This is a genomic window from Marinarcus sediminis (SeqCode) (assembly GCF_048571275.1).
In the GTDB taxonomy this organism is placed as follows: Bacteria; Campylobacterota; Campylobacteria; order Campylobacterales; family Arcobacteraceae; genus Marinarcus; species Marinarcus sediminis.
In genome coordinates, this window is the sequence record NZ_CP182357.1 from 2,362,237 (window position 1) to 2,376,851 (window position 14,615).

General features: G+C 33.6%; 16 protein-coding genes. 11 read left to right on the forward strand and 5 right to left on the reverse strand.

Annotation, left to right across the window (positions count from 1 at the left end):
- Positions 1-175 precede the first annotated feature (175 nt).
- Both rpoD and ACNI3C_RS11790 read left to right on the forward strand, forming a co-directional pair.
- The gene (rpoD, locus tag ACNI3C_RS11785) at positions 176-2,050 is read left to right on the forward strand and encodes an RNA polymerase sigma factor RpoD (RefSeq protein ID WP_419769999.1); all 1,875 of its coding nucleotides are present in this window, start codon (positions 176-178) and stop codon (positions 2,048-2,050) included.
- 9 nt (positions 2,051-2,059) lie between these two features.
- Entirely contained in the window at positions 2,060-2,752 is a 693-nt protein-coding gene (locus tag ACNI3C_RS11790) for a hypothetical protein (protein WP_419770000.1), read from the forward strand.
- Here ACNI3C_RS11790 and ACNI3C_RS11795 read toward each other — a convergent pair.
- Genes ACNI3C_RS11795 through hemL form a run of 3 tightly spaced genes read right to left on the reverse strand, consistent with a single transcriptional unit; the run spans position 2,724 to position 4,862 of the window.
- A complete protein-coding gene (locus ACNI3C_RS11795) occupies positions 2,724-3,275 on the reverse strand; it encodes a hypothetical protein (protein ID WP_419770001.1) in 552 nt (183 codons plus the stop codon). The two genes, ACNI3C_RS11790 and ACNI3C_RS11795, sit on opposite strands and share 29 nt — an antisense overlap.
- Positions 3,262-3,585, reverse strand: a complete 324-nt coding sequence (locus ACNI3C_RS11800; RefSeq protein ID WP_419770002.1) for an AtpZ/AtpI family protein — start codon at positions 3,583-3,585, stop codon at positions 3,262-3,264. Before ACNI3C_RS11800 ends, ACNI3C_RS11795 begins: the two co-directional genes overlap by 14 nt.
- Positions 3,582-4,862 (reverse strand): glutamate-1-semialdehyde 2,1-aminomutase, encoded by a 1,281-nt coding sequence (gene hemL / locus ACNI3C_RS11805; RefSeq protein WP_419770003.1) that lies wholly within the window; start codon positions 4,860-4,862, stop codon positions 3,582-3,584. Before hemL ends, ACNI3C_RS11800 begins: the two co-directional genes overlap by 4 nt.
- Before the next feature lie 60 nt (positions 4,863-4,922).
- Here hemL and ACNI3C_RS11810 point away from each other — a divergent pair, with 60 nt between their 5' ends.
- A complete protein-coding gene (locus tag ACNI3C_RS11810) occupies positions 4,923-5,699 on the forward strand; it encodes an energy transducer TonB (RefSeq protein ID WP_419770004.1) in 777 nt (258 codons plus the stop codon).
- 41 nt (positions 5,700-5,740) lie between these two features.
- Here the strand turns inward: ACNI3C_RS11810 and ACNI3C_RS11815 are convergent, their stop codons facing one another.
- Entirely contained in the window at positions 5,741-6,847 is a 1,107-nt protein-coding gene (locus ACNI3C_RS11815; RefSeq protein ID WP_419770005.1) for an FtsW/RodA/SpoVE family cell cycle protein, read from the reverse strand.
- Positions 6,848-6,866: 19 nt separating this feature from the next.
- Between ACNI3C_RS11815 and ACNI3C_RS11820 the strand changes: the two genes are divergently transcribed.
- The 7 genes from ACNI3C_RS11820 to ACNI3C_RS11850 are packed head-to-tail and all read left to right on the forward strand — an operon-like array spanning position 6,867 to position 13,810.
- Positions 6,867-7,829, forward strand: coding sequence for an RluA family pseudouridine synthase (locus ACNI3C_RS11820; protein WP_419770006.1), 963 nt, complete (start codon positions 6,867-6,869; stop codon positions 7,827-7,829).
- Positions 7,777-9,051, forward strand: a complete 1,275-nt coding sequence (locus tag ACNI3C_RS11825; RefSeq protein WP_419770007.1) for a hypothetical protein — start codon at positions 7,777-7,779, stop codon at positions 9,049-9,051. The genes ACNI3C_RS11820 and ACNI3C_RS11825 overlap by 53 nt, the downstream gene beginning before the upstream one ends.
- An 8-nt stretch (positions 9,052-9,059) precedes the next feature.
- Complete coding sequence (trmB, locus tag ACNI3C_RS11830) at positions 9,060-10,250, forward strand: tRNA (guanosine(46)-N7)-methyltransferase TrmB (RefSeq protein WP_419770008.1); 1,191 nt, start codon at positions 9,060-9,062, stop codon at positions 10,248-10,250.
- The gene (locus ACNI3C_RS11835) at positions 10,243-10,905 is read left to right on the forward strand and encodes a cell division ATP-binding protein FtsE (RefSeq protein WP_419770009.1); all 663 of its coding nucleotides are present in this window, start codon (positions 10,243-10,245) and stop codon (positions 10,903-10,905) included. Before trmB ends, ACNI3C_RS11835 begins: the two co-directional genes overlap by 8 nt.
- On the forward strand, positions 10,892-11,728 hold the full coding sequence (locus ACNI3C_RS11840) for a permease-like cell division protein FtsX (RefSeq protein WP_419770010.1): 837 nt from the start codon (positions 10,892-10,894) through the stop codon (positions 11,726-11,728). The genes ACNI3C_RS11835 and ACNI3C_RS11840 overlap by 14 nt, the downstream gene beginning before the upstream one ends.
- Positions 11,725-13,002, forward strand: a complete 1,278-nt coding sequence (locus ACNI3C_RS11845) for a murein hydrolase activator EnvC family protein (RefSeq protein WP_419770011.1) — start codon at positions 11,725-11,727, stop codon at positions 13,000-13,002. Before ACNI3C_RS11840 ends, ACNI3C_RS11845 begins: the two co-directional genes overlap by 4 nt.
- A gap of 4 nt (positions 13,003-13,006) precedes the next feature.
- Positions 13,007-13,810: a glycosyltransferase gene (locus tag ACNI3C_RS11850; protein ID WP_419770012.1), complete on the forward strand. Its 804-nt coding sequence runs from the start codon at positions 13,007-13,009 to the stop codon at positions 13,808-13,810.
- Positions 13,811-13,824: 14 nt separating this feature from the next.
- Here ACNI3C_RS11850 and ACNI3C_RS11855 read toward each other — a convergent pair whose 3' ends face one another.
- On the reverse strand, positions 13,825-14,061 hold the full coding sequence (locus tag ACNI3C_RS11855) for a hypothetical protein (protein ID WP_419770013.1): 237 nt from the start codon (positions 14,059-14,061) through the stop codon (positions 13,825-13,827).
- Between the two features lie 98 nt (positions 14,062-14,159).
- Here ACNI3C_RS11855 and ACNI3C_RS11860 point away from each other — a divergent pair, with 98 nt between their 5' ends.
- Positions 14,160-14,615, forward strand: coding sequence for a YaiI/YqxD family protein (locus ACNI3C_RS11860; RefSeq protein ID WP_419770014.1), 456 nt, complete (start codon positions 14,160-14,162; stop codon positions 14,613-14,615).

The following is a 14,615-nucleotide window of genomic DNA, read 5'->3' on the forward strand; positions in this document are numbered from 1 at the left end:
TTAAAATTGGGTTGGGCGCTTTATTTTTGCCATAACCTTGATTAAATTTTTTACTTAGAAAGCGTATTGTACCTAAAATTTAAAAAATAAATTATTAAGCGATTATAATTAACCAAAGATTTATTATATTTGGATATAATATCTGCTTATTATTAAAGCGAGGTACTAAGACCAAATGGCAGTCAAAGATATAAACAAATCAATAGAATCGATAGTTAAAGAGAACAAAGATTCAGTACTAACCTATGAGAAAATAATCAAAATTTTCCCGAAAGCTCCATCCAGTGCAAACGTAAAAAAGATAATGGCACTGGTGCAACTATTTAACGTTACCTTGATCTCTTCTCAAGAGCAAGCAAAACGTATGAATGCAGCAGAAGCTAAAAGAAGAGAAGATTTAAGAATTAAAAAAGACAGTGAAGAGAATGTTTACGATTTATTAAAAAACAAAGAACTTCTTGAGTGGAGTCGTTCAGACTCACCTGTGAGAATGTATTTACGAGAGATGGGGCAAATTCCCCTTCTGACAAAAGAAGAAGAGATTGAAATCTCTAAAAAAATAGAGACCGGTGAAGATGTTATTTTAGATGCAATTTGTTCGGTTCCGTATCTGGTCGATTTTATTTTAGAGTATAAAGAACCTTTGGTTAACCGTGAACGAAAAGTTAAAGAATTATTCAAAAATTTTGATGATGAAGACTCTGATGATGACTCTGATGACGACTCTGATGACAACAGCAATGATGACGAAGAGAGTGAAGAAGAACAAGAAAACAGCAAAAAACAAAAGAAACTTGACAAACGAGCAGAAGCCATTATTGAATCTTTTAAAGTTTTAGAAAAAGCCAAAAAGGATTGGATGAAATTCATTGCCAAAGAGCCTGAATATATTGAAAACGATGAGAGTGATGAGAGTGATGTCTTATTACACCAACTGGCAATCTCTTACAAAAAAAGACTTTTAAAAGATGCCTTAATTGACTTAGGACCCACTTCAAAATTGATTACTGAAATTGTAAAAGCAATGGAAACAGCGCTTAAATCTGATACAGGATTTGATTCTGAGTTAAAACGATTAGAGTATAAATTGCCGTTGTTTAATGACATTTTACAAAAAAACCATGAAAAACTTTTGGACAATATTATTAACCTTTCAAAAGGTCAAATCACAGCTATGGTTCCAGAAGCAACCATGGTTTCTACTTATATGGAAATCAAAAAACTCTTTCAAACCAAAGAGGCAAGTAAAGGTGGATTTGATTTAGAACCACAACAACTCAAAGATATCTTAGAGCAAATCAAACGAGGTAAAAAAATCACCGATGAAGCCAAAACAAGAATGGCAAAATCGAACCTCAGACTGGTTGTTTCTATTGCAAAAAGATACACCAACCGAGGCTTACCTTTCTTAGACTTAATTCAAGAAGGAAACATTGGATTAATGAAAGCCGTGGATAAATTTGAGTATAAAAAGGGGTATAAATTCTCTACGTATGCAACATGGTGGATCAGACAAGCCATTTCAAGAGCCATTGCCGACCAAGCAAGAACGATCAGAATTCCAATTCACATGATTGAAACAATTAACCGAATCAATAAAATTATCCGAAAAGGGATTCAAGAAAATGGAAAAGAGCCTGATGTAGATGAAATTGCAAAAGAGGTAGGATTGCCTGTTGACAAAGTCAAACAAGTTATTAAAATTACCAAAGAGCCTGTCTCTTTAGAAGCACCTATTGGAAGTGATGATGACGGTAAATTTGGAGACTTTGTTCCCGATGAAAAAGCACCAACACCTGTAGATAATATCATGAAAGAGGATTTACAAAATCAAATTGACCAGATTTTAGGACAACTCAATGAGAGAGAACAAGCCGTTGTGAGAATGAGATTCGGACTCATGGATGATGAGAGTGACAGAACTTTAGAAGAGATCGGTAAAGAACTTGCCGTAACAAGAGAGAGAGTCAGACAGATAGAATCAAGTGCTATCAAAAAACTCAAGCATCCAAAAGTAGGTAAAAACCTAAAAAATTACGTTGAAAGTTAATAATAGTATATGAATTTTTTTGAAAATTGGGTAGAACTGGACTTAAACCCCGTCATGTCATTTTCCAATGCAGGAAAACTTATTTATTCAAATGCTGAAGCACAATTTTTACTCAATCGTGTCAGTTCGAAAGAGCTGTACGATATTGCCATTAAATATGCTCCAGCAACATATGGTTTCCAAACAAGTTATATTAACCTTACGATTAAAAACTATATCTTTTACTCTATTACGGTTGGGTATGAAAATGAAGATGAGTTGCATGTAAAATTTTACAAATCAACCATGGTTAAAAAAGAGAATAAACTCTCAACAAAAAATGGGGAAATTGCCAATATATTTACCATTGTGGATTTAAATATCAGTACGCAAAAAACTAAAAAAGATATTAACTTTATAAAAAACTATGACCCTTCAATTCCTGAGTTTAAAATGATGGTACCCGATTTGTTAAAAATTGTGGGAAAAATATATGAGTCATTTGTCAACAGTACCATTATCACCACTTCAATTAAATTGAAAATTGGAGAGTACATTAAAATTGATGGCAAAAAATACTCCCTCATAACCATTGAAATCATCAGTGATGGAGAGTTGAATTATTCAGAAACAATAGAGAACAACAGTTCCAATACCTCTTCTTTTATCTTAAGTACAGAATCACAAAAAGCGACTATTGATCTTCCATTAATCTTGAATTAGCATTAATAATCAAAGTCGCAAGCGTCACACTGAATAACCCTACTAAATAGGCAAAAATATCTAAAATGCCATTGTTATTTAAAACAAAAAATCCTAAAACCAACAGGGCATACCCAACAAGCCTGTAGATTGAGGCAAAAGCTTGAGCAGAAAAAACGGTATTTTTAAAACTGTTCTGTTTGACTTTTTTTTTCTCTTGACTGAGAATCTCTTTTATCTCATGAGCACTTAACTCTTTGGGAGCGGTTTCATTTATTTCTGAGTATAAGTCATAGGGATCATCAATGGCATCAATGGCATCTCTGTCTTCAAGCAACTCTTCTTCTTTTAGATACGTATTAGCAACTCGGTTCTCAATATTCTTTTTATATCCCCAAAATGAACCCAAGGTAATAATCATGGCAGAAATAAACGCCACTTGGGTGTTGATTAACCACAAATAGTTTCCCGCAATGATGCACCCAATGATAACCAACAAATCTAAGAGCAAATAGACCTTTGCAAATTTCCTAATCATCGTCATCAGAGTAATTGTTGTCCCCATATTTTGCTCGATGCGCATATCTGGGATCGTTTTCCAATCCTTCAAATGCTTTTTGTGCTCTTTTATAGGCTTTGTACACATTATTAAATGCTGCGAATATACCTAAAGCTACACCAATCCAAAGTGTCCACGTTTGACCTGTCCAATTTTTCAGTAATATTCCAATTCCCACACCAATGGCAACAGCAACTACCATTGAAATACCTAAAGACAAAGAGTCTAAGGCAACCAATTTATCTTTATGTTTGGGTATTTCATTCAACTCTTTTTGTTTTAAATCTTCACTCATAATATCTCCATAACCTCATTCGCTGCTTTTATACACTCATCTAATTGCTCATCGGTAATGGTTGTACACATAAACCCTACTTCATATTGACTGCAAGCAAAATAGAAACCTCTTTTTAACATCTCATGGTGAAACTTTGCAAACTGTTCAAAGTTACAAAGCCCTACTTCTTTAAAGTTTGTAGGCTCTTTTTCACAAAAGAAGAATCCAAACATACTTCCACGTGTACCAATTTGCAAAGCAATATTATTTTTAGTTGCAGCATCTTTTAACCCATTGACCAATTTTTTTGCTTTGGCTTCTAAGGCTTGATAAATTTCAGGATTGGCTTTAAGTTTTTTCAAACTCACCAACCCTGCTGCCATGGCAACAGGGTTTCCACTGAGAGTTCCTGCTTGATAAACAGTTCCTTCTGGACTTAAATGAGACATGATTTTTTTACTCGCGGCAAATGCACCTACAGGCATCCCTGCTCCAATAACTTTTCCAAAGGTAATGATGTCTGCTTTTTGAGAAACAAGACCATGAGCACCCGTTAATGAAGCTCTGAAACCTGACATCACTTCATCAAAAATCAATAATGCCCCATGTTGGTCACATAACTCTCGACACGCTTGTAAAAAAGCATCCGAAGCAGGTACTAAGCCCATGTTCCCAGCAATAGGTTCAATGATAATACACGCAATATTGTTGGAATCTTTAAAGCACTGTTTTAAATTTTCAATGTTGTTGTATTCACATAAAAGCGTATGTTTGGTCAAATCAGCAGGTACACCTGGTGAACTTGGGCTTCCAAAAGTAGCTAAGCCAGAACCTGCTTGTACCAACAGAGAATCAGAGTGTCCGTGATAACACCCTTCAAATTTAACAATATCGTCTCTTCCTGTAACCCCTCGCGCCAAACGTATGGCACTCATTACCGCTTCTGTTCCACTGCTTACGAATCGTACTTTATCAATATGGTCATACATTTCAACGATTTCATGTGCCAAATAGGTTTCAAGTTCGGTCGGCGCACCAAAACTCAAACCTTTTTTCACCGTTGCTAAAACAGCATTTTCAATATCTTTATCGCAATGACCAAAAATAAGTGGACCCCAACTTTGTACAAAATCTAAATATCTGTTTCCATCAACATCATAAAGATACGAACCTTCACCTTTTTCAATAAATGGTGGTGTTCCTCCCACGCTTTTAAATGCTCTTACAGGAGAATCAACACCTCCTGGAATGACATTTTGTGCTTCTTCGTATGCTTTGAGTGATTTTTCAAACATTTTTCAATCCTATTATAAAATTTCTTTAAAGTAAAAGCGATATTATACTATAATCAACCCATGAAAAACCTCATAGCAGCACTAATTTTATCAATATTTATTCATCTTATTTTTTTTACATCACTGCGACTTAAAAAAGAAGAGATTCCCTCAGCAGAAAATAAAAATACCCAAAAAGTTAAAAGTTCAAATGTGAGATTTGTGCAACTAAAAAGTGCCATAAAACAACAAGAACCTCAAAAAAAAGTGGAAGAAAAAAAAGAATTTAAAGAGGCAAAAAAACCTGCAGCTGAACCAAAAAGAAAAGTTGTTAAAGAGGCAAGTCGTACGGTACCAAAGCCTAGAACTTCCCAAGAAGTCAAACCCAATTTTACACAAAACGTTCCAAAAAATCTTGAATTAACGCCTCTTCAAAAAGAGCAACAAAAATTGCAAAAAGAGACCCTTACTCACTTCTTAGCCACACCCGATGTTGATCAAAATATGTTGGATGAAATTACAAAAAGTTATCTGGAACTTTATGGAGAAGAGTACAACTCTTTTAGCCAAGTTCAAAAAATCTATTTAAAAAATAACTTACGAGACATTGGAAGAATTACACAAAGGTATCTTCGTTATCCAATCCTTGCTGGGAAACTAAGACAACAAGGCACCAACATAGTGGAGTTTATTTTACATCCCAATGGAGACATCAGCAATTTGCGATTGACAAACTCTTCGGGTTCTAACTCTTTAGATGAAAACAGTATTGAAACCATCAAAATTGCGTATAAAGATTACCCCAAACCCAAAGAACCAACCAAAGTAAAAATTTATGTCAACTACACCATATATTAACGCTGATAAAAACAACTCACTCTATTTTTTTATGCTTTAAATTAGAGTTTTCTTTCATAGTTATATAAATCTTTGTACCTGAACGCCAGTAAATTTTGCAGTATTGCAAAAATAACAATAAACGTAATAAACGAACTCCCGCCATAAGAGAAAATAGGCAATGGCAATCCAACCACAGGAGCAAACCCAATCACCATTAAAATATTGATGCTCATATTAAAAAATATGAGTAAACCAACGCCAGAGGCAAATGCCCTGACCAAATAATCATCTTTTGAAGAGTAGTTCAAATACAACAGATGCGTAATCAGAAGTAAATACAATAAAATCAAACCAATTGACCCCACAAAACCATATCGTTCCACGTAATATGCAAAAATAAAATCACTGGTGGCAATGGGTAAAAACTTCAATTGTGTTTGGGTGGCATCTTCTTGATCTTTACCAAACAAGCCCCCTGAACCAATTGCAATAATTGATTGTTGTACGTGATAACTGGGTTCATCGGATATAAAATCGGTGATTCTCTTTTTTTGATAATCTTTAATTAAATAGGTATAAATAAAAGGGGAACTGATTGCTAAAACAATGGCAATGGCTGCCCAAATTTTCCATCTGACACCTACAATAAACAAAACACCATAACCTACGAGCAACAGCACCATTGCTGTTCCTAAATCGGGCTCCTTTACAATGAGAATAAAAGGCAAAAGAATGTAAAAAGAGAGATGAATAAAATCTTTGATATTGTAGCCGTGTTTGGGAGGAGGATTGTTATAAATTAAATAACCCAACATCAATAAAAAAATAGGTTTAATTAACTCTGAGGGTTGCAGTGTTGAATTAATAAAAGGAATAGGTAACCATCGGGTTGCTCCCAATTTGGTCACACCAACAAACTCAACTGCTAACAACAATATAATACCTATCCAATACAAAAAAGGAATGATTCGAATATTATTTCTTATGGGTAAAAAAAAGAAAAATACGAATGCTACTCCCGATATTGAAAAGTATATTAACTGTTTTTGTGCTAAGATTTCATTTGTTTCGTTAATCAAATGATGTGACAAAAATATCAGTGGCAATACTAAAAATACCAACATGTGGTCAAAATGTGAAATAATTCTTTTATCAAATAATCGCATAGTGAAAGAGTAGCAAAATATGAATAAAAACTTTATTGTTGAAGAAGAAAATAGGTTAGATAAGTTTTTATCTATACAATTACAAGAGACCCGAAACCAAATTGAACACTTAATTAAAAAAGAGTACGTCAAAATCGATGGCATTGTTATTACCAAAACGGGTCACAAACTTAAAATCAATCAAAACATTGAAGTTACTCTCCCTGAAGTGACAACAAAAGAGGCTTTAGCAATCAATTTTGATGTTGAAATTATTTATGAAGACGAAGAGATTTTAGTGATAAATAAACCATCAAATTTGGTGGTACATGATGCTCCAAGTGTTAATGAACCCACCCTTGTGGATTGGCTTAAGAAAAAAAATATCTCCCTTTCTACTATCAGTGGGGAACAGCGTCATGGCATTGTTCACAGACTTGATAAAGGAACCAGTGGCGTAATGGTTGTTGCAAAAAGCAATGAAGCGCATCTTTTTTTATCTGAACAACTGCAAGATAAAACCATGGGAAGATATTATTTGGCATTGATCGATTTGCCCTTAAAAGAGAACACCATTGTAGAAAAACCCATTGCAAGAAATCCAACAAACAGATTGAAAATGGGAATCGTGAATAATGGCAAATCTGCCAAATCTGCTTTTGTTAAATTGGCTTTGAGTCAAGATGAAAAAACAGAGTTAATCTCAGCAAAACTTTTTACAGGAAGAACACACCAAATAAGAGTCCACTTAAGCTCTATGAATAGGCACATTTTAGGTGATATTTTATATGGATTTAAGGGGGATTCAACTAAAATTAATAGAGTTTATTTACACGCTTATTGTTTGTATTTGGTTCACCCAAAAACCAAAAAAATCATGAACTTTATAGCAAATATACCTGAAGACATGAACACATACTTTAATAAAAATTTCAATATGGAGGAAATCTGTGAAAAGATTAATAAAACTTACATCATCAATTCTTTTGGTTCTTTTTGTTAGTGGTTGTACCCAAACAAATCTTATTGAACCTACAAAACCCAAAATTGATGATACCTTAGAAGCGGTTGATTCTAACTCAATTAGATCAATTCCTGATATTACATCAATTGCATTTGAGTGGCAAAAAGTCGATGACCCAAGAGTAAATGGCTACTATATTTATAGAGCAAATATGCAAGAAGAGGGACAAAAACTCCAACGAGTGGCATTTGTAAAAAACAGATACTCCACACACTATGTGGATACAAAATTAATCCCAGATACCAGATATCTCTACTCCTTTGCCAGTGCAACAGCGCAAGAGACAGAATCAAAACCAACGTTAAGTTATAATGTTCAAACGCTTCCAGTACCTGTGCCTGTGCCATTTATTCAAGCCATCAGCAATATGCCAAGACAGGTAAAAATTCTTTGGCGACCACACGAAAGTGAAAGAATCAAATACTACATCATTGAAAGAACAACCCCAACAACTGCAAAATGGGAAGAGTTAGAAAAACTTGATGGAAGACTTCAAGTCGAGTATATTGATACAAAATTAAAAGACAATGTTGTGTATATGTACAGAATCAAAGCCTATACATTTGAAGACATCGAATCAATGCCAAGTGAAATTGTCAGAGCTCAAACAAAAGCGCTTCCAGAGCCAGCAATGAATGTAAGAGCCAGCAATGACCAACCAAGAAAAATCACTATTATTTGGGATGCTTCACCAACAACAGATATTGTCAACTATAATATTTATAAAAGCAACAGTGCGGATGGAAGTTTTTCATTGTTAAAAACATTGCCCATATCAGATTTACAATATGAAGATATTATTAATGAAGATGGAAAAATACGATTTTATAAAATCACTTCAGTGGATAAAGATGGTTTAGAAAGCGCTTTATTAATGAACTCTACCATGGGTGTTACTTTAACAAAATTAAACAAACCCATTATAACTTTGGCTCAAATTCAAGGAGAAAAAGCAATTTTAAATTGGCAAGCAGGGGATAACAGAGCAGAATCGTATACCGTGTATAAAACCATTAAAGAGGGATTTGCCAGTTACAAAACCATTAAAATCAATAACATTACTGACTTAAGATATGAAGACAAAGATATCGTCAGAGGAGTTGAGTATAAATATAATATTCAAGCCGTTGATAAGTTTGGAATCAGTTCTGAACAAACACAAGATGTAGCGTTAACACTTCCAAAATTAAGTGAGAAATAAAATAACAGATGCCTCACATTGTATTTAACAAAAACACACCAATAAAGACTCCAACATCACAAGATGGAGTCTTTTTTAATTTCATTGCTGCTTCTTTTAACTTTAATAAAGCGCACCGAAAAATTGAGTATAAAGTTGGTGTGACCAATGAAAACAAAGATTTTCTTTTGACCTTGAAAGAAAAAGATGACAATATCATGATTAAAGCCGACAAAGTCACGCGAGTGACTCCTGTCAATATTGTCAAAGACGCGTTAAATGCTTATGTCAAAGCTGCCAATGCGAATGTACTTTTTTCAAATACCAATAACATTCACCATAAACTTGAACCGCAAAAAGAGTATTTAAAAGATATTGAGTATTTTGTCAACGACTTTGATACTAAAAAAGAGATTCAAATAGAGATTGGGTTTGGAAGTGGGCGTCACTTGATTCACCAAGCCACACAAAATCCCGATGTACAATTTATTGGGCTTGAAATTCATACCCCTTCAATTGAGCAGATGCTCAAACATGTCAAAATTCAAAACATCACCAATATCTTAGCAGTCAATTACGATGCGCGACTTTTTATGGAGTTTATCAAATCCAACAGTGTGAGTAAAATCTTTGTTCACTTTCCTGTTCCTTGGGATAAAAAACCACACAGAAGAGTCTACAGCAGTGAGTTTATCAATGAAGCATTAAGAATACTTAAAATCAATGGCACCTTAGAGTTAAGAACCGACAGTCGAAAATATTTTGATTATTGCACTTCTTTATTGACCCATCTTCCTACTGGACGAATTACCATTGATATTAACAAAGATTTGCAAGTTTCAAGTAAATATGAAGATCGTTGGAAAAAGCAGGGAAAAAATATTTATGATGTTGTTTTACAATGCCAACATGAAGATGAAGAAATCACAGTAAATAAAGATTTTTCATTTGAAAAAAGCGTTGACTTTTCACACATTAAAACCTCCATCAGTACCAACTCTATTGTTGAAGATGGTTTTGTTTTGCACGTTGAAGATATCTTTGAAATCAATGAAAACAGTGGTTTGATTAAACTCACTTTTGGAAGTTTTAATAAACCTGTCAGTAAGTATATTGTTATCAATGAAGGTAAAGTTTCATACTTTCAAGGCAACCCTATTCCTACAAGTGCCAACTTAAAAGCACACCATAAATTAAAAGAGATTTTATGTCATGATTAAAGCCAAAGAGATCTATCTTTCATACGATGATAACCGATTTATTATCAAAAAAGGGAACTTCCATATCAAACCCAAAGAGTTTGTATTTATAGGAGGAGCAAGTGGTAGCGGGAAATCTACACTTTTAAAATCGTTTTATGGTGATATCTCTTTGCGGCATGGTCTGTTGACCATTGACAATCAAAAAATGTCTTCTCCTTTCAGTAAAACATTACGTGATGTACGAAAAAACTTGGGCATTATTTTTCAAGATTATAAATTGGTCAAAGAGTGGACAATTGAAGAGAATATCATGTTGCCTTTAAAAATCAATGGCTATTCAAACGATGTTTCAAGACAACAAGCCATCAAACTCTTATCGCACGTAAAACTGAGTCACAGAGAGGGCTTTTACCCCAGTGAATTAAGTGGGGGAGAACAACAACGAGTCGCAGTTGCCCGTGCTTTGGCACACAACCCTAAAATTATCATCGCCGATGAGCCCACAGGGAACTTAGATGAACACTCTGCTGACTTGGTTTGGAATTTACTTAAAAATGCCAATGAACAATTGGGCATTACCATTGTTGTTGTAACGCACAGAGTTCCCAAAAATTTTGGTATAGTCTTCAGACAACTCTCTATTGAAGATGGGATCATTTATGAAGTCTGCTAGAAAATTCTTTTCATGTATGAGAAATATTGTCTCATTTATTATTCCTTTGTCTATTATGCTCATAACCTTCTCTATGTATATGTTTACAACAGAGATTATTGACAACTATAAAACAAAAATATCCGATGACTACTCTATTGTTGTCATTACCAACACACCCTTAATTAAAGATGATATTAACTCTTTAGCGGGCATTAAAGTCAAAAAGATTGTAACCTTGGATAAGAGTCAAATTATCAATAAAGTCAAAGATTCACTCTCTGAGAATTCGATTTTTTTACTCAAACAAAGGCTTCCGTATTTTTATACCATCAACTTAGACACTTTTCCAACAACGACCCAACTGGATACCATTAAAGAGGAACTTTCAAAAATTCCTAACGTTAAAAAAATAGAGATTTTTTCCAAAGATCACAATAAAATATTCTCACTTTTGGTCTTAAATCAAAAAACAATTATCACCTTTTTTGTCATCTCTTTGATTTTTTCAATCATTTTATTTTCAAAACAGATACAGTTGTGGTTTTTTGAACACCATGAAAAAATTGCCATCATGCAACTGCATGGTGCTTCCATTATATACAGTGCCTCTGTTGTAATACGAGATGCTATTATCAGTGCTTTGATTGCCTTTTTTATTGTAAGTGGGCTGCTCTATTTTGTTTTTAATAATTTGACTTTGGTTTTTCCTCCTGAACTCAACTCGATTATTGATATTCACCCTACTTTGGATAAAGAGATTTTGTCTTTGTTTGTTTTATCAATGGTCATATCAATAACAACCATTATTGGTGTTTTATTTAAATACAAATTAACCAAATGATCAAATTACTCTTAAGCATTTTTCTTTTATCTTTGTATCTCTATGCTTCAACGGCTAATATTGAAAAAAAAATCGAAAACAGTCAAGCCATACTTGAAGAGAATGCCAAAAAAAATCAACGAACCAAATTTAAAATAAAACTGCTTTCAGATGAAATCAATTCACAAAGCCTCACATTAAAAAAGATTGAAAATAAAATTGAAATCATCTCCCAAATTATTCGTAAACATAAAAATGATTTAAATGCTGCACAAACAAAATTGGAAGAGTCAGAAAAAAGAGCCGTTGAATTAAAAGAGCAAAAAGAGAAGAGTGAAGAGGAGATTGTTAAAATCATTATCGATAATTTTTCTTGGGCATTTGCTTTAGATTTGGCTTCCAAAAAATCATTGAATGAACTCATTGACTCAGAGTTATACAATGTACTCTCACAAAATTCAAAAGATGAGATTATACGGCTGAACAACCAATATATGCTGATTTCCAACAAAAAAGCTGAAAATGAGAATGATATTGTCAAACTCAAAGCCTATATACAAGTGAGTGTAAAAAGAAAACAGAGTTTAACCCAACTGCAAGAGAAGCAAGAAAAAACCATTCAATCCTTAGAACAAAAACATTTGGCCTACCAAGATGAACTTAAAAGTGTGATTCAAAAACAAAAATCCCTCTCTGATTTGTTGGGGAAACTCAATATTTTAAAAGGCGAAGAGTTAAAAAAAGAGCAAGAACGCGCCCAAAAACTTGCCCGTCAGAAAAAAGAACGTGAATTTAAAAAGAGTCAAAAAGAGAACACTACAGATGTATCAGAAAAACGATTCGCAAAAAATATTGACTTAGATGTGAGAATGTTGGGTTCCTCAACAGCAGGCGTTAAAATTGGAAAATACAGAGGAACAAAAACCATTTCACCTCTAAAATCATACACCGTAACCAAAAAGTTTGGTACATACTTTGACCCCGTTTATAAAATTAAACTCTTTAATGAATCGGTGGTTTTAAAATCAAATGAAGAGAAAGCAAAAGTATACAGCGTCTTAGATGGCAAAGTTGTTTATGCCAAAAAAGATTCTGGTATGCTCGAAAATGTGGTCATTATACAACACAAAAATGGCTTGCATACGATTTATTCTCATTTAGATCAAATCTCACCCACCCTTAAAATTGGTAAATGGATTCACAAAGGGTATGTTGTGGGTCGAGTCAATGACTCTTTGACCTTTCAAGCCACAAAAAACAGTGCCCACATAAACCCCCAAGATTTGTTTAACTGATTCCATGAAAATCAGTGTTATTATCCCTACGTTTAATCGAGCCAACTTTATCCTTAATTGCATTCAAAGTGTTCAAAAACAAACGTATAAAATAGATGAAATTATTGTCATTGATGATGGCTCAAATGATAACACCAAAGAGCTTTTACGCCATTTGGACATCACGTACATTCAACAGCCCAATAAAGGGGTTTCAAGTGCCAGAAATCGAGGTATTTTGCTTGCAAAAAATGAGTGGATTGCTTTTTTGGATTCAGATGATGTATGGGAAACTCAAAAAATAGAAAAACATGTAACTTATCATCAACAACATCAAGAGATATTGGCTTCTTTCAGCGATGAGTTATGGGTAAGAGATGGCAAAATCATTGCACTTAAAAGCCATCAACAAAAAGAGGAACCCACCTTTTTAAACTCATTACGCCTTTGTAAAATTGGGACATCAACTTTTTTTTCTCATAAAAAAATATTTGATACTGTTGGTATGTTTGATGAATCGTTAAACGTATGTGAAGATTATGATTTTTGGCTTAGAGTGCTAAAAGAGTTTCCCATCAAACTCATCAATGAAAAATTAACCATAAAATACGCAGGGCATAAAAATCAACTCTCCTTTGATACAAAACTCATTGATACGTTTAGAATAAAAGCGTTAAAAAAACATCTGGATTCAGAATTTAAAAGTGCGGTTGTAGATGAATTGATTTATAAAACTTCCCTATTATTAAAGGGAGCTAAAAAGCATCATAATGAGGCGATTATTAGAGAATATGAGAAAGAGTTGAACTATTTCTTAAGACTAAAATAGTTCAATTAAAAGAGCTATTTATTTTTATTTTTTGTCTGTTTTGCTCTTTTTTTAGCTTTTTTCTTTTTCACTTCTTTTCGTTTGGCCGACTCTTTTTTCAGCACCAATCGTGCTTTCTTTTTTTTGCTCAATTTTGCTTTTTTGCCATCATCTTTTTTCGTTTTTTTAGGTTTTGGTTTAAATGATTCTTGAGCAGTTGTCTCTTTAACAATAATTTCTTCGATAATAACGTCTGCGTTCTCTTCTGACATAAGGTTTCCTTTTAAATAGTAGTGCAATTATATCTTTTTTATTAGGAATGTGGATAAAAAATATTATACTTAGTTCATTAATTACACAAAAGAGAAAAATGAAACTGTTTATCGATGGCGATGCTTTCCCAAATTTACTCAAACCCATTATTTTAAGAGCAATAGAAAAGTTGCAACTTCCCACTTTAGTTGTTGCGAATAAAAAGATTGTTATTGGCAATTCAACGCATATTGAGTATCTCATTGTTGAACAAGGTGCAGATGAAGCGGATAATAAAATTGTTGAACGGCTCAATGAAAATGATTTGGTTATCACAGCAGACATTCCACTGGCAAATCGATGTTTGGAAAAAAATGTCTATGCCATCGATCATCGAGGTGAAATTTATACTCACGATAACATCAAACACTATTTGGCCATAAGAAACTTAATGCAAGAGATACGAGAGAGTGGAGAACAGACAAAAGGACCAAAACCTTTTGGGGCAAAAGATGCACAGCAATTTGCGAATGCTTTAAATAAATTTCTACAAAGCAGTCATTTTAAGAGTTAA

Excerpts from the sequence above, each read along its gene's own strand:
- rpoD (WP_419769999.1), top strand. The coding sequence starts at position 176 with ATGGCAGTCAAAGATATAAACAAATCAATAGAATCGATAGTTAAAGAG.
- ACNI3C_RS11790 (WP_419770000.1), top strand. The coding sequence starts at position 2,060 with ATGAATTTTTTTGAAAATTGGGTAGAACTGGACTTAAACCCCGTCATG.
- ACNI3C_RS11795 (WP_419770001.1), bottom strand. The coding sequence starts at position 3,275 with ATGACGATGATTAGGAAATTTGCAAAGGTCTATTTGCTCTTAGATTTG.
- ACNI3C_RS11800 (WP_419770002.1), bottom strand. The coding sequence starts at position 3,585 with ATGAGTGAAGATTTAAAACAAAAAGAGTTGAATGAAATACCCAAACAT.
- hemL (WP_419770003.1), bottom strand. The coding sequence starts at position 4,862 with ATGTTTGAAAAATCACTCAAAGCATACGAAGAAGCACAAAATGTCATT.
- ACNI3C_RS11810 (WP_419770004.1), top strand. The coding sequence starts at position 4,923 with ATGAAAAACCTCATAGCAGCACTAATTTTATCAATATTTATTCATCTT.
- ACNI3C_RS11815 (WP_419770005.1), bottom strand. The coding sequence starts at position 6,847 with ATGCGATTATTTGATAAAAGAATTATTTCACATTTTGACCACATGTTG.
- ACNI3C_RS11820 (WP_419770006.1), top strand. The coding sequence starts at position 6,867 with ATGAATAAAAACTTTATTGTTGAAGAAGAAAATAGGTTAGATAAGTTT.
- trmB (WP_419770008.1), top strand. The coding sequence starts at position 9,060 with ATGCCTCACATTGTATTTAACAAAAACACACCAATAAAGACTCCAACA.
- ACNI3C_RS11835 (WP_419770009.1), top strand. The coding sequence starts at position 10,243 with ATGATTAAAGCCAAAGAGATCTATCTTTCATACGATGATAACCGATTT.
- ACNI3C_RS11840 (WP_419770010.1), top strand. The coding sequence starts at position 10,892 with ATGAAGTCTGCTAGAAAATTCTTTTCATGTATGAGAAATATTGTCTCA.
- ACNI3C_RS11845 (WP_419770011.1), top strand. The coding sequence starts at position 11,725 with ATGATCAAATTACTCTTAAGCATTTTTCTTTTATCTTTGTATCTCTAT.
- ACNI3C_RS11850 (WP_419770012.1), top strand. The coding sequence starts at position 13,007 with ATGAAAATCAGTGTTATTATCCCTACGTTTAATCGAGCCAACTTTATC.
- ACNI3C_RS11855 (WP_419770013.1), bottom strand. The coding sequence starts at position 14,061 with ATGTCAGAAGAGAACGCAGACGTTATTATCGAAGAAATTATTGTTAAA.
- ACNI3C_RS11860 (WP_419770014.1), top strand. The coding sequence starts at position 14,160 with ATGAAACTGTTTATCGATGGCGATGCTTTCCCAAATTTACTCAAACCC.